Consider the following 21,470-nt stretch of genomic DNA (forward strand, 5'->3'; position numbering starts at 1 on the left):
TCGTCGGATCGCACGCGAGATGATGCGAACGGATCGTGCCGACACCCCCCGCATCCACGACAGGCAGGACACATGAGGATCATCACGCGTACGCAGGCCATCCTGGCCAGGCGCAGCGTGCTGTGGACCCTCGTCATCCGCGACCTTCGCGTGCGCTATGCGCGCAGCGTCCTCGGGTACCTCTGGACGATCCTCGACCCCCTGCTGATGTCGCTGATCTACTTCCTCGTCTTCGTCTACATCTTCAAGCGCGACGATCTCGGCCACGAGCCGTACTTCCTCTTCCTGGTCGTGGGGCTGTTGTCGTGGCAATGGTTCTCGGGCTCCCTCACGGACACGTCGCGCTCCCTCATCCAGGAGGCGAAGCTGGTGCGGTCCACCAACCTGCCTCGCGAGATGTGGGTGCTCCGCGTGGTGCTGTCCAAGGGGATCGAGTACCTGCTGTCCCTGCCGGTGCTGCTGTTCTTCCTCGTCGTGTACATGGTCAAGGGCGACGTCCACCTCAACGGCTGGCTGGTGTTGTTCCCGGTCGGCATCGTCATCCAGGCGATCGCGCTCGTCGGCATCGGCCTGATCCTGGCTCCGGTGACTGCCCTGGTGACCGACACCCAGCGGGTCATCCGCATCGTCATCCGGATGCTCTTCTACGCCACCCCGGTGATCTATGCCAGCCGCCTGGTGCCCAAGCCCTACGACATGATCACGTGGCTCAACCCCATGACCGGGATCCTCGAGATCATGCGGGCCGGCCTGTTCCCGCACGACAAGCACCCCATCGTGTGGCCAGCCGTCGGGGTGTCCGCGGTGATGTCGGTCATCCTCCTCTTCGTCGGGGTCTCGGTCTTCGGCCGACTCGAGCGCGCCGTCCTCAAGGAGATCTGATGGTCGATCCCGTGATCTCCGTGCACGACCTCGGAATCGAGTTCTACCGGTCCCGGCGGCGGCGGATGCAGCTGCGCGAGATGCTCTTCCACGGTCGCAGCGGAGCCGCCAAGGAGACCTTCTGGGCGCTTCGCAACGTCAGCTTCGACATCCAGGCCGGTGAGGCCGTGGGACTCGTGGGCGGCAATGGTGGCGGCAAGAGCACGTTGCTCAAGATGATCGCCGGTGTCCTGCTCCCTGACGAGGGTTCGGTCGACGTTCGTGGTGGTGTCGCGCCCCTGATCGAGCTGACGGGAGGCTTTGTCGGCGAGCTGTCCGCCCGCGACAACATCTACCTCACCGCCGGTCTGCACGGCCTGTCCAAGTCCGAAGTCGAGGCACGCTTCGACGACATCGTCGACTTCGCCGGTCCCGAGGTGCGCGCTGGCCTCGACACGCCATACCGGCACTTCTCATCGGGCATGAAGGTGCGCCTCGGGTTCTCGGTGGTCACCACCCTCGACGAACCCATCGTCCTGGTCGACGAGGTGCTCGCGGTGGGGGACCGGGCCTTTCGCGAGAAGTGCTACCAGCGCATGGAGTCGCTGCTGGCCGATGGCCGCACGCTGTTCCTCGTCTCCCACTCCGAGGGCGACCTCAAGCGGTTCAGCACCCGAGGCCTCTACCTCAAGCGCGGCGAGCTGCTCATGGACGGGCCGATGCTCGACGTCCTCGACCGCTACAACCACGACCTGGACGCCGGGGCGTGAGCCCAACCTCGCCTCCATCGGTCGGCGACGACGCAGCCCGCAGCGTCCACGGTTACTCGGCCGGGGCATCGGCTGTGCTCCTGGGCGCGGGGACGGGGGAGGGTGTCGCGGAAGTCTTTGCGGCACTGGGGATCTCGGCGCCGGTTCGGGTGTCGGAGGGCTCGCTCGCGACACGGTTCGAGGCGCTCGCTGACGTGCTGGGGCAGTCGCACGATGCGCCCGCCGTCATCGCGGCGGCCGACCTCGAGATCTCCCATGTCGCATTGCTCGACCTGCTCGACCGGCCCGGAGTGCGCACGGCCGCGCTGGTCGCCGACCCCCTCGCCATCGTCGAGGGCGCAGCGGTCGCAACCCCCGCCCGCGTCGGCCGCGACGGCAAGCTGGTCGAGTCGGTCGGCACGTCGGCGCACACCGTGGGCAACCCCACCTCCGCGCTTCCGGGAATCCTGCGCGTCGGGGCCGCCGACCGCTCCGGGGCGGCTGCGCTGCTCCGGGCCGCCGCACCGTTGACCGACTCGGGCTGGGGCGCCGACCACGTTGCGGCGGTCACCCTCGTGCTCGTCCGCGGCGGCCTCGCCGTGCAGGCCAGTGCGCTGGGCCCCTTCGACTGGGCGCGCACCGGTGTGCGCGCAACGGGTGCCGCCGGCGACCCGTGGCGCCAGCGACTGCGAGGTGCCTCTCGCGGGGGCGACGGCTTCTTCTCCACGTTCGTGGTGCGGCCGCTGTCCCGGCGCCTCACCGGCGTGGGCCTCGGCCTGGGCTGGACACCCAACGTCGTCACGGTCGTGTCACTGGCCTTCGGCATCCTCGCCGCGCTCCTCGTCGCCACCGGCGAGTGGTGGGCGTGGGTCGTGGCCGCAGTGCTGCTGCTGGTCGCCCTCGTGGTCGACTGCGTTGACGGGGAGATCGCCCGGTTCACCAGGCGGTTCAGCCCGCTCGGAGCGTTCCTCGATGCCGTCGGCGACCGGGTCAAGGAGTATGCCGTGCTGGCCGCAGTCGCCCTGGTCGCGGTGCGTGAGGGGGCCGACGGCTGGCCCGTTGCCCTGGCCGCGATGGCAGTGGTCACGCTCCGCCACCTCGAGGACTACGCCTACGAGGACAGACTTCGTGGTTCGCGCCGCAGCAGTGCCGACGTCCTCCCTGTCACGTCACCCCACGACCTGTCGCGTGAGGGGGCGCGGACGACCTTCGCGGGGGCCCCCACGGGCAGCACCCAGGCGGTGCACTGGGCCAAGAAGGTCGTGCACATGCCCATTGCCGAGCGCTACCTGCTCCTGTCCCTCACGTTGCTGACCCGCCGTCCGATGCTGGTCCTGTGGACGCTCGCCGTCGCCGTCGGCATCGCTGTCGCGTGGACCCAGGGCGGTCGGCTCGCCGCCGTCCTCGCCCGCCGCGACCCGACCTGGTCGGTGGCCGAGCGTGCCGCGGGCAGAGGCCGCCTCGACGAACAGCTCGACCTCGGTCCGGTCGCCGTCCTCGTGGGCAGGTTGTGGCGAGCTCCTTTCGCGGTGGGCCTCCTCGGTGCCACCGTCCTGGTCGTGGTGGTGCCCGTCCTGCTGTGGACCGACAGGGTCGGCAGCGCGGCGGCGGTGGCGGTCCTCGGCGGTGCCCTCGTGGCCGGTGGCTGGCAGCCGCCGGTCCACCACCCGTTGGCCTGGCAGGCGCCCGCGGCGCTGTGGGTGGCTGAGGTCCTGGCCGTCGGCGTGCTCGTGCACCACACGCTGGGCGAGCAGACGGCTGCTGGCTTCGCCTACCTCGCCGCGGTGGCCTACCACCGCTACGACGTGGTCTACCGGCTGCGCGACACGGGCACTGCGCCTGCCGAGTGGCTGGCGCGCGTCGGGCTGGGCACCGACGGCCGACTGGTCGTCCTGCTCCTCGTCGCCGCGGTTGCACCCTCGGCGGTGGTGCCCCTGCTGTGGCTGGCCGCGGCGGTGCTGGCCGCGACCTACCTCACCGAGTCGTTCTTCGGCTGGCGTCGATGGATCGGCGCCCAGGTCGACCCGCTGCGTGGAGGGACCCCGACATGAGCCAGCTCGCCCACGACCCCACGGACAACCGGCCGACGATGGCCGAGCTGCGCGCGGTGGCCCAGCCTCCGGAGCACATCGCCCGCTACAACGCCGAGCACTGGTCCGGAGCCCTCTACATCCGGCACCTCTCGATCTACGCCACCAGGGCGATGCTGCCGACCGGGATCACTCCGAACGGCGTCACCTGGCTGATGATCGCCGTGGGCGTGCTGGGTGCCCTGGCCCTGCCCCTCGGCGGGCTGCTCGGGCCGCTGCTGTGCGTTCTCGCGATGCAGCTGCAGATCCTGCTCGACTGCAGTGACGGCGAGGTCGCTCGATGGCGACAGCGGTTCTCCCCGGCCGGGATCTACCTCGACCGGGTCGGGCACTACCTCACGGAGGGCTCGATCCCCGTGGCCCTGGGCCTGCGCGCCGACGGCTGGTCACTGGCCGATCCGCTCGACGTCGGTGGCTGGACGGTCCTGGGTCTGCTCGTCGCGGTCCTCGTCCTGCTGAACAAGGCCTTCACCGACCTCGTGCACGTGGCCCGGGCCAAGACCGGCCGTCCCATGCTCGAGGATGTCGCCACGACGACCCGGTCCAAGGTCTCGGGCGTGGCTGCGGTCCGCCGGGCCATGGGATACCTGCCGATCTTCCGCGCCTTTGTCGCAGTCGAGGCGTCGCTGCTCGCCCTCGCGGCCGGCCTCGTGGACGTCGTGCGAGGCGATCTGGTCGGCACCCAGGTCCTGGTGGTCGTCATGGTTCCGCTGGCAGTCGTCACGGCTGGCGGTCACCTCTTGGGAGTTCTCACCAGCTCGCGGCTCGACTGAGGCTGCGCTGCCATGATGAGATCCACTGGGACACAAGGGGTTCTGGTGCTCCAGTGGGCCCAGGAAGACGGCGAGGTCGGTGGCGTGCTCACCAGCCACCGCCAGCTCACGAGACAGCTGAGAGCGGCCGGCCATCGGGTGCGCTATGTCGACACCGGGTCAGCGGCACGGGCCGCGGCAGCCCTCCCGCACCTGTGGCGGCGACGGGCCCTGCACCTGTTCCACATCACCAGGCTGTGGCGCGCGATCATCCTCGGACCGCTCTTCGCAGTGCTCCCGGGACGCACCGTCCTCGTGCTCCACTCCGGTTCGGTCGGTGGCCAGCTCGATGCCATGCGCCCCTCGGAGGCGCGGCTGCTGAGGCTCGCCCTCCGCGCCTACGACGAGATCTGGGCCGTCAACGACGAGATCGGCCAGCGCCTGCCGGCGTCCCTGGCCCGTCGGGTCAGGGTCGTGGCACCGTTCGCGGCTGAGCCACCGCCTGCCAGCGAGCGCGACCCGCAGGCCTCGGCTCGCGACCCGCACCTGCTCGCCGTGGCGACCAATGCCGGCCTCGCGCACTACCGCGCCGACCTCGCCGTCGACGCCGTGGCACTGGTCCGTGACGCCTGGCCCGATGCCCGCCTCCGTGTCCTGGCCTACGGTCACGACGGGGTCGAGCTCGCGGCCCTCCGCGCCCGCCTGGTCGGGCTGCCCTGGGTCGAGCTGAGCTTCGACTCCACGCCGGACGCGGTCCACGAGGTGCTGCGCCGCACCGGCGTGTTCCTGCGGCCGACGGCCTGGGACGGCGACTCGGTCGTCGTGCGCGAGGCCCTCGCGGCGGGGGCCCGAGTGGTGGCCACGGACTCGTCCCCCAGGCCCGTTGGCGTGGAGCTCAGCAGCTCGGGGGCGGCAGAGGTTGCCGCCGCTGTGCTGCACGGCGGCCGGGTCAGCGACGGTGCCGGGTTGGCGGCCACGACGTTGCTGGACGCCGCCCAGGACGCGATGGCGCGGTTGCGCGTCCGTCAGGCTTCGTCGGAGGGCTGACCGGGCCCACCGCCACGACCACCCTCGGGGGACTGCGGGAAGTCCCGCTGGGTCTCGTCCAGGGCCAGGCGGCGCGCGAGCCGCGTGTAGCGCGACTCGAACTCGCGGAATCGCAGGTACGTGGTCACCGTGAAGCTGAGGAAGGCGACGACGAGCGCATAGAGCACCATGTCCGTGCCGCGCCCGACACCAGCCACCCGGGCGATCTTGTTCCACAGGTCGGGGAACAGGATGGAGACGACGGCGAACGCGGCGAAGAGCAGGAGCCCGAGTCTGCGCACGGCCTGGGCGCGGGCACCGCGCGAGCGGAACAGACGCGCGGCCACGGCCACCACCACCAGGATCAGCAGAACCTGGATCAGCACGATCTTCATGTCAGCGGCTCCTGGTCGACGGGCTCATCGGAGAATCAGCTCGGCGAGGATGTTCACGGCGTTCCACAGCGACTGCCCCTTGGCGCGGGAGTAGTCGGTGTAGAGGATGTGCACCGGGCTCTCGGCGTAGCGCACGTCGAGGGCGCCGATCTGCTGGACCAGCTCCGAGGCGTGCGCCATGCGGTTCTGGGTGATCTCGATGCGCTCCACCACGTCGCGCGACAGGACGCGCAGTCCGTTGTGGGCGTCCGTGAGGCGAGTGTGGGTGGTGAGGTTGGTGTAGCCCACTGCCATGCGGAGGACGAGCTTCTTCAGGGCGCCGGCATCGGTGCGGTCGTCGAGGAACCGCGACCCGAACACGACGTCGAGTCCTTCGCCGCGGGCCTTCGCGAGCATCTCCACCACGTCGGAGGTCTGGTGCTGCCCGTCGGCGTCGAAGGTGACCACCCAACGCATCCCAGGAACACTGCGCGCATATTCGAAGCCCGTCTGCAGGGCCGCACCCTGACCGAGGTTGACGGGGTGCCGCACCACGACCGCCCCGGCGGCTGCGGCCTCCTGAGCGCTGTTGTCCTTGGACCCGTCGTCGACGCACACGACGTGCGGAAAGGTCTCACGGGCATGACGGACTACGTCCCCGATGACCTGCGCCTCGTTGAAGAGGGGGACCACGAGCCAGACGTCATCATTCTCCATCGCAGCCCAGCGTATCGGCTCGGTTCACCGCCCGATCCCGCGCCACGCTGGCCTATTGCGGGTCGGCGGCGAGGTGGCTGGCTGCACGCCCTCGGCGGACATGCCGATAGCCTCTTCGACATGGAGTCCCAGAACCATTTCTACGGACACAGCGCAGGCCTGGCGGCCTACCTGAACCGTGCCCGGCCGAGCCACATCAACGGGCTGGTCCAGCATGGCTGGACGGCCGTGTCGCCGGTCGGATCGCATTTCAGGGACTTCCCGAACCTGCACGGTGGCGGTCGCCGCAAGCTTCTCGTCTGGTCCCACTCGTCTCGAGCCTGGTCGCCGTCGGAGGAGACCCATGAGACGACGGCCATCGGCGCCCAGTTCGCCTATCTCGCCGCCGCGGCGGGCCCGACACCGGAGCCGCGCCACGAACACGACCGCGTCGTGCTCATGCCTCTGCACGGCATCCAGACCCAGCGGGTCCGTGGCGATCATGCGGGCCTGGCGCGGATGTGGCGCGAGAAGGAGGGACCCGCGACGGCCTGCCTGTATGCCGCGGACGCGCAGGATCCGGAGATCGTCTCCGCCTACCGTTCGGCGGGGCACCGCATCGTGATGCTCGGGGAGCGACTCGACCCTGCCTTCCTGTGGCGGGTGTGGACCATGCTCGGTCGAGCCGAGCGCGTGGTCTCGAACCGACTCTCGACCCCTGTTCTGTATGCCGCCCACCTCGGTGCCGACATTGCCATCTACGGCGACGGGCTGCGAGTGGACGGCGAGCAGACGACGACGGCCAACGAGTACCGGCGGGTCTGGCCCGAGCTCTACGGAGAGCACCTGGACCGCGCGGCCGCCAAGGCACTGTGCGAGCTCGAGCTCGGAGTCCAGCACCTGAGGTCGCCGCAGGAGCTGGAGCACATCCTGGGGTGGGACGGTTCCACCGCCGTGGCCGCCGTGGAGTACTGGACCACCTCTCCGGCGCAGCGCGCCATCATCAACTTGCGCAGGCGCGCGGCGCCCGCGACCCCGGTGGCCGACACCCATGAGTCCATGCGCTTCAGCGCCTGGCTGCGGGCCGCGACCAGCTACCTGCCCGGACGTATGCCGGCGTCGATCCCGGCCCCGGGGGAAACGCGCGAACCGATCGCCGTCGCCTGAGCGAACCGTCCGCGCGTCAGGACGCGAAGGCGCGGCGGAAGACGAGCAGGCTGAATCCCACCGTGCCGGCGGTGAGGACGATCCGGGCGATCATGGCCGCGCCCGTGGTCGGCAGGACGGCGCCCAGCGCGCACAGGGCGAAACCGAGCAGAGTGGGAGTCACGAGCACCCGGTAGTGCCAGCGGGTGCTCGAGACCCTCCGTGCCAGCACGCCCGTGCCGAGCGCCATGAGGGAGTACGTGACGGGCATGCCCACGCCGATCCCCGACAAACCGAACGCCTCGGCGCCCACCCATGCTGCCAGGGTTCCCACGACGAGGCTGAACGGCGTCACCACGGCCAGGCCCCCGATCCGACCGGAGACGAAGACCAGGTGCACGTTGCACAGGTAGGGAACCGAGAGCACCGTTCCCGCCGCCACCACGCCCACGGCGGCCGTCAGCGCTCCGGGGTCGTAGGAGGGCGGCGCGACCATCGCGAGCAGGAAGGGTGCGGCGCATGCGACGAACCCCGCGGCCAGGGCGGTCAGGAAGGCGATGTTCTGACCGGTGTGCTCGAGGACATCGGCCCGGTCACTCTCCGGTGCCCGGTAGACGATGGGGGCCCAGGCGTTGTTCAGGGATGCGGAGACGATTCCCGGCGCGGAGCCGATGAGCACCGCCAGCTGGAACCGACCTGCCTGGGTGCTGTCGAACAAGCGTCCGGCGACGAGCACGAGCGCACCACTGGCAAGGAAGATCGCGACCTGGTGCGGCACCGTGGGCAGCCCGATGCGCAGGGCTCGTCGGGTGTCGCCCTTGGCGTGCTGCAGATGCCCTTCGCGCAGTGCCATTGCGAGTCCGGCCAGACCCGACACCACCAGGCCAAGGGCCAGTCCCGTGACGTACGCCTCCGCAGTCCGGGAGACCAGCCGCACCAGTAGCAGGCCGAGCAGGGGGCCGCCCAGGGCACTCGTGAGGGACAAGGACACGAACAGGCCCGGGCGGTCGATGACGCGCAGGTAGGACTGCACATTGACGACCGTCGCGAAACCCGCGGAGGCGGCCAGCGCGAGCGCCAGGACGGCGGGTTCCTGCAGGGCGAACACGTGGTGGGCCCAGGGAGCTGCGGCGGCGGCGATCCCGCACAGGACCGCGGAGGCGAAGGCGCCCCTGAGCAGCAGGCTTCGCGCACCCTCGACGCCGGTGCGCTCGAGGATGCCGTGCCGCATGATTGCGGCGGCAAGGCCGAGGCCGGCGACGATCATCCCGACCTGGATGATGACCAAGGCCGTGGCGACGGCTCCGTAGGCCTGAGAGCCCACGCTGCGCGTCACGGCAGGCGTGACCACGGCGTTGCTCAGGATCGGGGCCGCGGCGCCGATCGTGTAGATCAGTCCCCGGCCCAGCACGCTCCGCGACGCGTCGGCGCCTGGGGAGCGGACCTCTGCCTCCCATGCGGGCTCAGACACGGTGGGATCCCCACGGTGAGTTGCGCGTGGCAGGGGGGTGGCTCATCACTGCTCCGGTTCGAAGGGGCGTCGTGTGGAACTGCAGCCCTGGGCAGTCCAGCGCCAGCAGCCTAGGCGACGTTCCACACGGGAGGGTCGTCGGGCGTCCTGGGGGTTGCGGGTGGGTAACGATCTGTGGTGCCAGTGGGGAAGTTGGTGCGTTTGTGTGGCATTGCGCCTGCCTTTGGTGCACCGTGTGAGGACTGCGATTCCCGATCACGTCTGAGAGCCCTGCCGTGCTGACCGCGAAGACACGCCGGACCACCGTCGCGCCCGCTGCGCTCCTCGCCATCTTCTCTACCGTCGTGGCCGCACCCCTGATGACACCCGGACTCGTCGACCTCGCAAGCGGCCCGACGCCGCACCAGGTCAAGGCCACCACGAAGGTTCATGCCCTCCGGACGGCGCCACGCAGCGCGCTGGAACGAGCGCAGTCGACCCCCGACGCCAGGTCGAGCTTCGACGACCGCGATGCGACGCCCGGGTCCGGCAGCACTGGAGGCGCAGGCGAGCTGGCCGCGGCCAGGGCTGGCGGCCTGAGCGACCCTGCCGCAGTGCCGTCGGGGCTGGCGGTGGCCGGCGTGACGTGGCGGCCCGGCGACCTCGCGAGGGGCGACCACGTCGAGCTCCGGGTACAGCGCGAAGGGGTGTGGGGGGCTTGGGAAGAGGTGCATGCCGAGGCGGACCACGGTCCCGATCCGGGCACGGCCGAGGCCGAGGCGGCACGCGGGCACCGGGCCGGCAGCGACCCGTTCGTCGTGCAGGGCGACGAGGTGCAGGCTCGCGTGCTCAGCTCGGATGCCATCGTCCCCACGAGCCTGTCGCTCACCGTCGTCGACCCGGGCACGTCTGCTGCGGACGCCAGCGTGGGAACCACTCCGGCTGGTGGTGCCGTTGCGGCGACAGCCAAGCCCACGATCTACACACGGGCACAGTGGGGAGCCGACGAGTCGATCCGTCAGGGCAGCCCCGGGTACTCCCAGGCGCACGTCGCCTTCGTGCACCACACGGCTGGCTCCAACAGCTACTCGCAGGCACAGGTCCCGGCAATCATCCGGGGCATCTACGCGTACCACGTGAACGGCAACGGCTGGTCCGACATCGGCTACAACTTCCTCGTCGACCAGTTCGGTCGGACCTGGGAGGGCCGCTACGGCGGGGTGGACAAGGCCGTCATCGGCGCACACACACTTGGGTACAACTCCTGGTCCTTCGGCACCAGTGTCATCGGGGACTACAACACCGTTGCGGTGCCCTCGGCCGTGACCACGGCACTCACGAACGTCATCGCCTGGAAGATGTCCCTCGACGGTATGCCGGCCACGGGCACCGTCTTCGCCAAGGATAAGTACTTCAACCGGATCTCTGGGCACCGCGACGCTGTCAATACCGCGTGTCCGGGAGCCAAGCTCTATGCCCTGCTCCCCACCATTCGCAAGAACGTTGCCGCTCGCATGGGGAGCCTTGCGACCACGAGGTTGTCGCGAGACGTCGACCGGGCGGGGCAGGCCGACCTGTTGACGTACGCGACACCCGTGGCTGGGGCACCACTGGGCCCGGTGACCCTCCTCACCTCGGCGACCACGAACCCCTTCACCGCCCAGCGAACCTTGGGCAGCAACTGGAACTCGCTGCGACTCGCGACCCTGTCCCCCGACTTCACCGGTGACGGCCGGCCCGACATCGTCGCCCAGTACCCTGCGGGCGGCAACCTGCGCATCTACAGCGGTGATGGCCGTGGCGGGATCGCGGGGATGACTTCGACCGGCAGCGGCTGGAACTCCGTCCGGTCGCTCATCGCGGCCGGCGACCAGAACGGCGACGGCCGTGCAGACCTCATGGCTATCAGCAGCACCGGCCAGCTGGTGCTTTACCCGGGCACCGGGCGGGGCACCTTCACCGCGCGCACCGTCGTGGCCACTGGGTGGGGTGCCTACCGGTACGTCAGCGGCGCCGGCGACGTCACCGGCGACGGGCACCCTGATCTCCTGGCCGTGCGGGTCAGCGACGGGGCCCTGGTGCTGGCGCCAGGCGATGGTCACGGAGGCCTCGGCACGCTGCGCTGGCTTGCGGGAGGATGGGGCGGCCTCACCGCTGTCTTCGCGGCAGGCGATCTCGACGGCGACGGCCACGACGACATCCTCGGTCGTGATCCGAGCGGCGCGATGCGGGTGTACTACGGCGACGGGAGCAACCCCGGCGCGCGGTGGAACCGTTGGGGCAGTGGATGGAACAGCATGGCGCAGATGACCAGCGGGGTGGACTTCACCGGCGATGGCCACCCGGATCTGCTGGGCGTCGCAACGACTGTCAGCAAGGGCGGCCTGCGGGTCTATCCCGGTACCGGACGCCGAGATCTCCAGGTCGGCACGACGTTCGAGGCCCCCGGTGGAGCAGACCTGATCCAGCTCGTGGGTGACGTCAACGCAGACGGCTACGTTGACGCCGTTGTTCGCGTGGGCGACGCACTGCAGGCCCTGCCCGGTCGCAGTGGCGGAGGTTTCGGGGCCCCGATCCTCATCGGTGCGCGGGGCTGGGCGGCCATGCGTCAGATCGTCGCTGGCGGCGACCAGGACTACGACGGAATCCCTGACGTCCTGGTTATCACGAAAGCCGGACTCACCCTCCGGTACTCGTTCAAGCGCGACTTCACCATGCCGCGGGTCGAGGAGCTCGAACAGGGCTGGGGTGATGTCGTGAGCCTCGCAGGTGTGGGCGCCTTCAATGCCGACGCGAACGGCGATGTCGTCGCTCTCCGCTCGGACGGCACGCTGCAGCTCTTCCGCGGTTCGGGCCCCAACCCTCTGTTCGACTTCACGGTGCTGCGGTCGGGTCAGACCGATCTGACCCAGATCATCGGCGTGGGCGACTACAACGGTGACGGCACAGCCGACATCATGGCGGCAGCGAGCTCCGGGCGACTGTGGCTCTATGCGGGCAGAGGGGATGGCACGCTGTACGCCGGACGGATGCCGCTCTCGGGCGGCCTTGGTGCAGGACAGGAACTGGGGTGACCATGGAAGCCATGAGGAGCGTGCTGCGCATGCCGTTGGTGGGGAGGCGTCGTGGCTGGGCGACAGGTGCACTCGTCGCCCTGACCGGCGCCGCGGTGCTGGCGACTGCCGGGTCTGCTGGTGCCGAGGCCCTGCCGATCCCACTGACGGGACCGTCCTTGATCTCGGGACACGGCTACGGCCACGGCCACGGCATGTCGCAGTGGGGCGCCTACGGCGCGGCCACAAAGGGTCTGACCCACCAGCAGATCCTGGCCTTCTACTACCCGGGTACCACTCAGGTGACCACGTCTCCCGGCCCGCTCCGGGCCCGCCTGAGCGGGGTGTCCACCTCCAGCCTCACCGTCGCCATGCGACCGGGTCTGAAGTTCGTCATCGGCAGCAAGGTCCTCGCCCTGGGGGGCGGTACGACAAGCCAGCCCGTCGACCGCTGGAGACTGCTGGTCAGTGGCGGTGCGCTCAACCTCCAGTGGCGCGCGGGTGGGGCGTGGAGCACCAGCAGCACCTACAGGGGTCTGACCGGCACGCCTGGCTTCACGAACCCGACGGCCACCACGGTGCGCGTCGAGCGCACCGACGGCACGCTGCGCGACTACCCGGACCGGGTCCAGGGGACGCTGAGCGGATCATCGCTCGTGACCGTCAATGCGACCTACATGGAGAACTATCTGCGCGGCGTCGTCCCCAACGAGATGCCGGCGTCCTGGCCGGCGGCCGCGTTGCGCAGCCAGTCCGTCGCGGCCCGAACCTATGCGGCGTATGAGCAGCAGCACTCCACGAGTTCCCTCTACGACGTCTGCGACACGACGTCGTGCCAGGTCTACTTCGGCTACGCCGACTACAGCGCAAGCGGCACCCTGACCGCCACACGGACGCATCCCAACTCGGACGCAGCCATCAAGGCGACCAAAGCAGTGATGATCGCCTACCAGCACTATGTGGCTTTCACGCAGTTCTCGGCTGCCAACGGTGGGTGGATGGCAGCCGGAAGCGTTCCCTACCTCGTTGCCAAGGCTGACCCGTACGACGGGGTGGTGCCAAACAACGCCAACGCCTGGACAGTCTCCGACACCACGTTGCGCACCGACCTGCAGAACGCCCGCCCGGCTGTCGGGACTCTCCACAGCGTGGTCGTCACCCGGGACGGGCACGGCGAGTGGGGTGGCCGGATCCGCGGCGTGACCCTGGTGGGCAGCAGTGGCACGGCAACCCTTCCCTGGGACGAGCTGCGGAGCCGGCTTGGCCTCAAGTCGGAGTGGTTCACCGTGACGAATGGTGACTTCCTGCGCAGGGACACGACCGGGACCGCGAAGCCGAGCGTGTTCGGCCGCACCGCCACGGGCACGCTCTCGCGCATGACCCTCTCTGGAACGGCCCTCAGCGCGCCGACGTCGGTGGCAACCGGCTGGAGCACGATGAAGCTCCTCGGCTACGCGGGTGACCTCAACGGGAACGGCTCGGGCGACCTGCTCGCCCGGGACTCCTCCGACCGGCTGTGGTGCTACCCCGTTCCCCAGACCGGAACGCTGGGGACCCGCACGGAGCTGACCAACGTCCCGGCGACCCTGGACCGCATCACTGGTGTCGGCGACGTGACCTCCGACGGGCGCAGCGACATCGTGGGCGTCGACCCCGCCACCGGCACGCTGTGGCTGTATCCCGGCAACGGCGCCTGCGGCGTGGCGTCGTCACGCAAGAGTCTCGGGGGGAACTTCAACCCCTTCGGCATCATCGTCGGGGCCGCGGACGCGAACCGCGACGGATGGGCCGACATCTGGGCTCGCGACGCGAGTGGTGTGCTCTGGACCTACAAGTTCGACGGTGCCGGTCGGATCACGGGTCGCACCAACGCCGGCGGTGGCTGGAACGCCATGACAGACCTCGTGGCCGTGGGCGATGTCAACGGTGGTGGCGGAGCCGATCTGCTCGCCCGCGACAACGCCGGCAAAACCTGGTTGTACCCGGGCAAGGGAGACGGGACGTTCGGAGCCCGCCTGAGCGTGTCCGGCGACGTCTCCGCCATGACGATGCTGCGCTGACGATCCTGCGCCGACGATCTCCGACGATTGCCCCGGATTCAGCTCCAGGTCAGCCTGGGGGCTGCGCCTGGGGGGCGCGCAGGCGCACCACGGTGACTCCGCCACCGCTGTACTCCACCGTTCCGTAGTCCCCCAGGCGTGCTGAGACCGGACCGACGGCCTGGTCGGCCAGGATCCAGCGCACCCCCCTCGCCCAGGCTTGGGTGGCGAGGGCTGGACTGGGCGCCGTGATGAGCTCCTGCTCGGAGCGGAGGCGAGCAGGATCCCAGAAGGGCATGCGCGAATAGCCACCGCGCGTGGTCCAGGCGTTTGCAAGGGAGCGGTCGGCGTAGGCCCATCCGCTGACGTCTACGCGCAGACCGGTGTAGGCGGCGACCGTGAAGTCGGTGGGGTTGCAGAGCCGGGTCTTGCTGATGATCCGCCACTGCTGGGCGCACACGTGGTTGGTGGCGACGACGTCGTCAGGTTGGGCAGCAGTGCGGATGCGCTGCGCGCCCTCGATGAAGGCGGCCGTGGTCAGGCTGGCCTTCCGGGAGACAGCGCTCTTCTCCCAGGAGTGCTGGCGCTCGCCCGGGGACTGGTGGTGGGCGCCCGTGACCGCGAGCCAGGTCGGCACGAGGCCACACGCGACGAGCCCGAAGGCGAAGACCGTGGCGACGCGCCCGAGGACCGGCTGAGGAGGACCCATCCGCGGGGAGCGTACCACGAGCACCACTACGGCGGTGATCGCGGACAGAAGACCAGCCAGCGCCAGCACGGGGCCACCCCAGGCGAGGACCTGGTCGCGCACGGCGATCCCGAAGCCGAGCGGGTGTCCACCCGGCGGCCTCGTCTCGCGCCACACCGCGAGGGGCGAACGCAGCCCGGCCCAGTGCGTCACGGCCGCCGTGGCCGCGACGGCCGCGACGGCGGTAGCCGTCACGACGACGACAGTTCGGCGCACGCCTGCGCTGGCCCAGCGGGCCAGGGCGTCGGAGAATCCTGCTGCGGACCCCGCCAGCCCCAACGGGTAGGCCCCCACGATGAAGAACACCTCGCTCTGCCCGGGGTGGCGGGTCAGGAAGGTTCCCGCGAGGCCGGCGAGGACCACCCCGCTACAGAGGACCCCGGCCGGGTCCTGCGGCCGAAGCCGACTGAGCCACCACAGCCCGGCCAAGCGGGGAAGGAGGGGCAGGATCGACACGGCGGCCGCAGCCAGGGCGACGGGAAGGCTGGCGGCCACCGCGCGGTTCTGTGCGTCCCACGTGGCCAGGTCCGGCATCATCAGGCCCACCAGGAAGGCCGCGTGGACGCCGGGCTGCAGCCGCAACCCGTAGGACCCTCCCGGGTAGACGAACAGCACGGCGAACACCCAAGTGGCTGCAGTCACCGCGGCAGCAGAGGCGCCTCGCAGCACCCACGACCACTCGCGACGCACGAGGCCGTATGCCGCCGCTCCCGCAAGTCCGCAGATGATGACCGGGGGTACCGATGACTTCGACCCCGCGGCGACCAGCGACATCACGGTGAGGCCCCCCAGCGCGGGGACCCAGCGTTTGCCGGTCGCCCGGAACACCTCGATCGCCAGGCCCAGACAGGCGACGCCGAAGACCCAGCTCATCGTCTGGGTCGGGCTGACCTGCCAGTAGAGCCGGAGGGGGTCGGGGGTCAGCCCCCCTCCATCTGCGTCGTACCGGCCTGCGATACCGGTCGGCTGGACCCACGCGGTGGTCAGGGTGTTGCCCACTACACCGACCAGGAGGGCGGCGATCGCTGCTGCCGAGCTGCGTCCGGCGATCTGGCGCGCGACCGAGGCCGTGATGAGGACCAGGGCGAGAAGGAGGCACACGGGAAACAACCTGGTGACGACCGTCGTGGTGTCCAGTCCCTGCCCGAGGTGGGCGGACGCGGCGTGGAAGAACCAGTGGTAGCTGCTGGACGCGCCGGCGACCATCGGATACGACGGCGAGACGCCCCGGGTGAGCTCGCCCGTCATGGCGACCTGGAACACCGAGTCAGGTGTGTAGGCAAACCCGGCGCCCGACGGCACGACCGGCATGGCAGCCAGCAGCGTCGTCGCGGTCCACAAGACCGTGACCAGCATCGACACCACCACGACGAAGCCAGCGCCAAGGCCCCAGCCCGGGGCGGGTCGGCCGAACAGCCGCCGGCGGGTGCGGGGGATCGCGAGGACGACCGCGAGGACCACCACGGCCCCCCCAGCCGGATGGACCTCCCGCGCGAGGATCTGCCCTGCCAGCCATCCGAGGAGCGCGACCACCAGACCGACCGGAGTCGACCAGGCCACGTCGTCGAGGAGGGCGGAGGGCCGTGGGCGCCCCGCCCGAACCAGGGCAAAGCCCGGGAGCATGACGGTCCCGACGAAGATCCCCAGCCACCGCAGGACCACGGCAAGGTCGACGCCTGTCGCCACCTGGGCCCAGGCGAATGCGATGAGGGGGAGGACCAGCCCTACCCCCAGGAGCGCGTGGCGGGTGGGCTGCGATCTCGACCAGACAGACACGCCCCGAGTATCCCCCGGGGTGGTGGCCGGGTCGCGGAGGACCGAGGACGACCCGCCGGGCACGTCATGTCCCGACGCGACCGGGGTATCGCTCACGGCAAGCTGGTGGTGAAGTCCGGCTCCGTCTTCTCGCGGACCTCGTCCTCGGTGACACCCTCGGCGAGCTCGCGCAGGACCAGACCGTCGGCGGTCACGTCGAAGACGCACAGGTCGGTGATGATCCGCTGCACGACCCCGCGACCGGTGTAGGGCAGCGAGCACTCGTCGACGATCTTGTAGGACCCGTCCTTGGCGTTGTGCTCCATCAGGACGATGACCCTCTTGGCGCCGTGGACGAGGTCCATCGCGCCGCCCATGCCCTTGACCATCTTGCCGGGGATCATCCAGTTGGCGATGTCGCCCTTGGCCGAGACCTGCATCGCGCCGAGGATGGCGGCGTCGACCTTGCCGCCGCGGATCATCCCGAAGCTGGTGGCGGAGTCGAAGAAGGACGACCCGCGACGCAGCGTCACGGTCTCCTTGCCGGCGTTGATCAGGTCCGGATCCTCTTGTCCGTCAATGGGATACGCGCCGACGCCGAGGATGCCGTTCTCGGACTGGAGCACGATCTCGACGTCGTCGGGGACATAGTTGGGGACCAGGGTCGGCAGGCCGATGCCGAGGTTGACGTAGGAGCCGTCGGACAGCTCGGCGGCCGCGCGGGCGGCCATCTGCTCACGGGTCAGTGCCATCTCAGGCCTCCCTGGTCTTGGTGTCGGTGGTGGTCGCGGGGCGGACGGTCCGGCGCTCGATGCGCTTGTCCTTGGCCTGGTCGGCCGTCAGGGGCAGCACCCGGTGCACGTAGATCCCCGGCAGGTGGACCTGGTCGGGGTCGAGCTCACCGGGCTCGACCAGCTCCTCGACCTCGGCGATCGTGATCCGGCCGGCCATGGCGGCCAGCGGGTTGAAGTTGCGGGCGCTCTGGTTGAACACCAGGTTGCCGTGGCGGTCGCCCTTCCAGGCCCGGACCAGCCCGAAGTCGGCGACGATGGCGCGCTCGAGGACGAACTCCTTGTCGACGCCGTCGACCTCGAAGACCTTGACCTCCTTGGGAGGTGAAGACTTCGCGACGGTGCCGTCCGCGGCATACAGCCAGGGCAGTCCACCGTCGGCGACCTGGGTGCCAGCGCCGGTCACGGTGTAGAAGGCCGGGATCCCCGAGCCTCCCGCACGCAGCCGCTCCGCCAGCGTGCCCTGCGGCGTCAGCTCCACCTCGAGCTCTCCGGAGAGGTACTGGCGCTCGAACTCCTTGTTCTCCCCGACGTAGGAGGAGACCATCCGCCGGATCCGCTTGTCCTTCAGCAGGATGCCCAGGCCCCAGTCGTCGACGCCACAGTTGTTGGAGATGGCTTCGAGGTCCTGCACCCCCGCATCGTGGATCGCCGCGATGAGCACGCTCGGGATGCCGCAGAGCCCGAACCCGCCCACCGAGAGGGAGGAGCCGTCGACGATCCCGTCGATGGCTGCGGCCGCGGTGGAGACGACTTTGTCCATGGCGTGGACTCTAGCCGGACGTCTGCGGCCAGCTTGCGTGGTCCCTCCCCATCGTTCTGGGTATGCCGCGTGGTGGCCCCACATGAGCCGTCGCACCGGGGTGGCGGGCGTGGCCATCAGCCGATCGGGGGAGGGGAAAGCGAATTCCGTGGTTGTAGTTCACCCGTTGCCCTTGTGACGGCTGTGCACTGGTGGGACAAATGTCCTGCCTGCTGCAGGAAGTGACCCCTGGGGCTGGTGTCCAACTCGTACCGCGGCTCGGGATCCGAGGCGCCATCCCCCATGGAGTGTTCTGTGTCGCGTGTCGTGCGTGCCTTTGGAGTCCTGGCCATCCCCGTGCTCACCGTGCCCGTCGGCGCGGCGACCGCGGATGCCGCGACGTCCGTGACGTCGCCGAAGCCGCCGACCAGGGCGCTCCCCTCGGCGCTGGACATCGCCTCGCCGTACCAGGCTCAGCGGCTGTGCGACCCCAACGCCAAGCCCGGGGTCGTGTCCTTCGCGAAGCTCATGTCGAGCCACTACAAGCTCGGCAGTGCGGACTGGGGCATCGTCCGCAACTGCAACAGCGGCCTCACCGAGCATTCCGAGGGGCGTGCCTGGGACTGGATGCTCAGCGTCAACAAGCCGAACGAGAAGGCCGTTGCCGACGCCGTGACCCAGTGGCTGTCGGCACCGGATGCCCAGGGTCGTCCGGGCGCGATGGCCCGCCGGTTCGGGATCATGTACATCATCTGGAACCACAAGATGTGGCGCGCCTACGACCCCGCGAGGGGCTGGGCGACCTACACCGGACCGGTCCCGCACACCGACCACATCCACTTCTCCTTCTCCTGGGACGGCGCCTACGGCCGCACGTCGTGGTGGACGGGCAAGGCGCTGACCACCGTGGACCCCGGCCCGCCCTCGGCGCCGAAGCCCACGACCCCGCCCCAGCCGCCGTCGGCGGTCTACTCGCTGCTCATGCCGGGAGCGACGGGCCCTGACGTGGCCCTGGCCCAGAAGGTCATCGGGACCACGCCGGACGGAGTGTTCGGGCCGAAGACGGCAGCAGCGCTGAGCGTCTGGCAGGGCAGGAACGGCCTCAAGGTGACGGGGCAGCTCGACCTCGCCACGTGGGCGAAGATGGTTGCCCTCAAGCTGATCCCGGCTCGGGGCGCAGCGACCACGCCCACCCCGCCGGCCACGCCCGCCAAGCCGACCACACCGACCACACCTGCCAAGCCGCCGACGTCGACGCCCTCCAGCCCGCTCGCTCCCTACGCGAAGCTCACCCTGGCGCTGGGTGCCAAGGGCTCCGCCGTCGTGGCGCTGCAGAAGGCCCTCGGCGTCACCCCGCCCGACGGGGCGTTCGGCGTCAAGACCCTGGCGGCCGTCAAGGCGTTCCAGACCCGTCGCAACCTGCCGGCGACCGGCATCGTCGGTCCGACCACCTGGGCGGCTCTGATGACGACCAACGCGGCGACGACGACGGCCTCGCGGAGCACCTCGACCCCGCGAGGCACGACCCCCTACACCGCCCTGATGTCGACCGTCCTCAAGTCCGGCTCCCGGGGCACGGCGGTCAAGACCCTGCAGCGTGCCCTCGGCGGTCTCTCCGTCGACGGGGCTTTCGGGGCACGGACCACCGCTGCGGTCAAGGCTTTCCAGAAGGGCAGGCACCTGCCGCAGACCGGGGTCGTGGACGTCAAGGTCTGGCAGGCGCTGGAGAACCGGGACTACCCGTTGCGGGCCTACTACGGCACGGTCCTGCGCTCAGGCTCGCGAGGGACTGCAGTGACGGCCCTGCAGAAGGCCCTGCGGATCCCCGCGGACGGCACGTTCGGACCGAGTGACGAGTCGGCCGTCAAGGCCCTGCAGGGGCGGGCGAAGCTGGCCCGCACCGGCGTGGTCGCGACGCTGACCTGGCAGGCGCTCGAAGCAGAGCTGCGTCGCCGCTAGGGCTCGCTAGAGCTCGAGGGTGACGCCCTCCGAGGCCAGCCGACCCGCGCGACCCGACGCCGGCTCGGGTCCGCGGGAGAGCACCACCGAGCCACCGGACGCCCAGGCCGCGAGTGCCAGCTCGAGCGCCGTCCGCAGGTCGTCGGTGGACGTGTGGATGCGGACGCCGCGCGCCCAGTTGCGTTGCGGCACGACGTCCTCGTATGCCGTGTCCGTTCCCCGGTCGCTCAGGGCGGCGTCGCTGGGAGCGGGCTCCTCCCACGGGCTGAACTGGTCGGCATACGTGGACAGCTCGCGGGCCTCGTCCATGGCGCCGAGAGGGACGGGGTCGCTCGCGCCGCGCGCCAGGGCGGCGAGGGTGACGAGGACGGTGGGGCCAGATCTGGCCGCCGCCACGGCGACATCGTCGGTCACCACGAGGTCGAACGGGAGGTCGGACGGGTCGTCGGCGGTGTCTTCGGACGTGTCGTCGAGGACGACCGTCGCGCCCACGGACCAGACGGCGAGCGCCCAGTAGAGCGAACGCCAGTGCGGGGGGAGAGCCAGGCGCACCCGCGAACCGGGAGCGATGTCCCACTCCTCCTGCAAGGCGTTGGCGGCCTTGTTGACCCAGTTCGCGAGCACCTTGGCGCTCAGCTCGATGCGTTCACCCTGGGTGGGTCCGGGGGTGTCCTCGTAGAAGGTGACCCGCGGGCCGGCCGGGTCCGAGCCCAGCATCGCCGCAAGAACCTCCCCGGGTGTGGCGGGCATCAGGCCGTGTTGGCGATGTGCTCGATGAGCTCGGTCGTGGACACCGAGGGCGTGCGGGGGAAGTACACGACCTCGCACAGGTCCGAGACGAAGTCGAAGCGGCCCTTCCAGTCGTCACCCATCGCGAGGACGTCGGCCCGGTGCTCGATGATGTAGTCGCGCTTCAGCTCGAGACTTTCCTCGATGAAGACCGCGTCGACGAACTTCAGGCTGCTGATGATCTCGACCCGCTCCTCCTGCGAGAAGACCGGCGCGCGACCCTTCTTGGCCTCGTTGAGCGCGTCGGCGGAGACGCCCACGACCAGCCGGTCGCCGAGCGAGGCAGCCCGTTTGAGGATCCGGATGTGCCCGACGTGCAGCACGTCGAAGGTCCCGAAGGTGATCACGGTGCGGGGGGTGGCGTCGTCCTCGGCGCTGTCGGCAGCAGGCATGGCCGTGAGGTTATCGCGAGACCCGTGCTGGGCTCGCATCGTCGACCAGCACCGGTGC

Annotated in this window: 17 protein-coding genes; 9 read left to right on the forward strand and 8 right to left on the reverse strand. The window is 70.1% G+C overall.

The window, feature by feature from the left end; translation table 11 throughout:
• Positions 1–72: 72 nt before the first annotated feature.
• Genes AC1DYG_RS12305 through AC1DYG_RS12325 form a run of 5 tightly spaced genes read left to right on the forward strand, consistent with a single transcriptional unit; the run spans position 73 to position 5,499 of the window.
• Positions 73–882: an ABC transporter permease gene (locus tag AC1DYG_RS12305; protein WP_477640146.1), complete on the forward strand. Its 810-nt coding sequence runs from the start codon at positions 73–75 to the stop codon at positions 880–882.
• Positions 882–1,631, forward strand: coding sequence for an ABC transporter ATP-binding protein (locus tag AC1DYG_RS12310; RefSeq protein WP_477640147.1), 750 nt, complete (start codon positions 882–884; stop codon positions 1,629–1,631). Before AC1DYG_RS12305 ends, AC1DYG_RS12310 begins: the two co-directional genes overlap by 1 nt.
• Positions 1,628–3,661: a DUF5941 domain-containing protein gene (locus tag AC1DYG_RS12315; protein WP_477640148.1), complete on the forward strand. Its 2,034-nt coding sequence runs from the start codon at positions 1,628–1,630 to the stop codon at positions 3,659–3,661. The genes AC1DYG_RS12310 and AC1DYG_RS12315 overlap by 4 nt, the downstream gene beginning before the upstream one ends.
• Positions 3,658–4,473, forward strand: a complete 816-nt coding sequence (locus AC1DYG_RS12320; RefSeq protein WP_477640149.1) for a CDP-alcohol phosphatidyltransferase family protein — start codon at positions 3,658–3,660, stop codon at positions 4,471–4,473. The genes AC1DYG_RS12315 and AC1DYG_RS12320 overlap by 4 nt, the downstream gene beginning before the upstream one ends.
• 45 nt (positions 4,474–4,518) lie before the next feature.
• Positions 4,519–5,499 carry a glycosyltransferase gene (locus tag AC1DYG_RS12325; RefSeq protein ID WP_477640150.1) on the forward strand — a complete coding sequence of 327 codons (981 nt, stop codon included), beginning with the start codon at positions 4,519–4,521 and terminating at the stop codon, positions 5,497–5,499.
• Here the strand turns inward: AC1DYG_RS12325 and AC1DYG_RS12330 are convergent.
• The gene (locus AC1DYG_RS12330; protein ID WP_477640151.1) at positions 5,478–5,873 is read right to left on the reverse strand and encodes a DUF2304 family protein; all 396 of its coding nucleotides are present in this window, start codon (positions 5,871–5,873) and stop codon (positions 5,478–5,480) included. The genes AC1DYG_RS12325 and AC1DYG_RS12330 overlap by 22 nt on opposite strands.
• 24 nt (positions 5,874–5,897) lie before the next feature.
• Positions 5,898–6,569 carry a glycosyltransferase family 2 protein gene (locus tag AC1DYG_RS12335; protein ID WP_477640152.1) on the reverse strand — a complete coding sequence of 224 codons (672 nt, stop codon included), beginning with the start codon at positions 6,567–6,569 and terminating at the stop codon, positions 5,898–5,900.
• Between the two features lie 120 nt (positions 6,570–6,689).
• Here AC1DYG_RS12335 and AC1DYG_RS12340 point away from each other — a divergent pair, with 120 nt between their 5' ends.
• A complete protein-coding gene (locus tag AC1DYG_RS12340; RefSeq protein ID WP_477640153.1) occupies positions 6,690–7,715 on the forward strand; it encodes a hypothetical protein in 1,026 nt (341 codons plus the stop codon).
• Between the two features lie 16 nt (positions 7,716–7,731).
• On the opposite strand, the gene AC1DYG_RS12345 is transcribed toward AC1DYG_RS12340, so the two are convergent.
• The gene (locus AC1DYG_RS12345) at positions 7,732–9,165 is read right to left on the reverse strand and encodes a lipopolysaccharide biosynthesis protein (RefSeq protein WP_477640154.1); all 1,434 of its coding nucleotides are present in this window, start codon (positions 9,163–9,165) and stop codon (positions 7,732–7,734) included.
• Between the two features lie 275 nt (positions 9,166–9,440).
• On the opposite strand from AC1DYG_RS12345, the gene AC1DYG_RS12350 reads away from it, so the two are divergent.
• Positions 9,441–12,218, forward strand: coding sequence for an FG-GAP-like repeat-containing protein (locus AC1DYG_RS12350; protein ID WP_477640155.1), 2,778 nt, complete (start codon positions 9,441–9,443; stop codon positions 12,216–12,218).
• Between the two features lie 11 nt (positions 12,219–12,229).
• The gene (locus AC1DYG_RS12355; RefSeq protein WP_477640156.1) at positions 12,230–14,257 is read left to right on the forward strand and encodes a SpoIID/LytB domain-containing protein; all 2,028 of its coding nucleotides are present in this window, start codon (positions 12,230–12,232) and stop codon (positions 14,255–14,257) included.
• Positions 14,258–14,306: 49 nt separating this feature from the next.
• Here AC1DYG_RS12355 and AC1DYG_RS12360 read toward each other — a convergent pair whose 3' ends face one another.
• The 3 genes from AC1DYG_RS12360 to AC1DYG_RS12370 all read right to left on the reverse strand — a co-directional run bounded on the left by AC1DYG_RS12360 (position 14,307) and on the right by AC1DYG_RS12370 (position 18,293).
• Positions 14,307–16,760: a hypothetical protein gene (locus tag AC1DYG_RS12360; protein WP_477640157.1), complete on the reverse strand. Its 2,454-nt coding sequence runs from the start codon at positions 16,758–16,760 to the stop codon at positions 14,307–14,309.
• Positions 16,761–16,852: 92 nt separating this feature from the next.
• Positions 16,853–17,491, reverse strand: coding sequence for a CoA transferase subunit B (locus AC1DYG_RS12365; protein WP_477640158.1), 639 nt, complete (start codon positions 17,489–17,491; stop codon positions 16,853–16,855).
• Position 17,492: 1 nt separating this feature from the next.
• The gene (locus AC1DYG_RS12370; RefSeq protein WP_477640159.1) at positions 17,493–18,293 is read right to left on the reverse strand and encodes a CoA transferase subunit A; all 801 of its coding nucleotides are present in this window, start codon (positions 18,291–18,293) and stop codon (positions 17,493–17,495) included.
• 294 nt (positions 18,294–18,587) lie between these two features.
• Here AC1DYG_RS12370 and AC1DYG_RS12375 point away from each other — a divergent pair, with 294 nt between their 5' ends.
• Positions 18,588–20,231: a peptidoglycan-binding domain-containing protein gene (locus tag AC1DYG_RS12375; RefSeq protein ID WP_477640160.1), complete on the forward strand. Its 1,644-nt coding sequence runs from the start codon at positions 18,588–18,590 to the stop codon at positions 20,229–20,231.
• A 6-nt stretch (positions 20,232–20,237) separates the two neighbouring features.
• Here AC1DYG_RS12375 and AC1DYG_RS12380 read toward each other — a convergent pair whose 3' ends face one another.
• Positions 20,238–20,981, reverse strand: a complete 744-nt coding sequence (locus AC1DYG_RS12380) for a TIGR03089 family protein (RefSeq protein ID WP_477640161.1) — start codon at positions 20,979–20,981, stop codon at positions 20,238–20,240.
• Positions 20,981–21,412, reverse strand: coding sequence for an FAD synthase family protein (locus AC1DYG_RS12385; RefSeq protein ID WP_477640162.1), 432 nt, complete (start codon positions 21,410–21,412; stop codon positions 20,981–20,983). The genes AC1DYG_RS12380 and AC1DYG_RS12385 overlap by 1 nt, the downstream gene beginning before the upstream one ends.
• Between the last annotated feature and the right edge of the window lie 58 nt (positions 21,413–21,470).

This window comes from Pedococcus sp. P1_H8 (genome assembly GCF_056405175.1).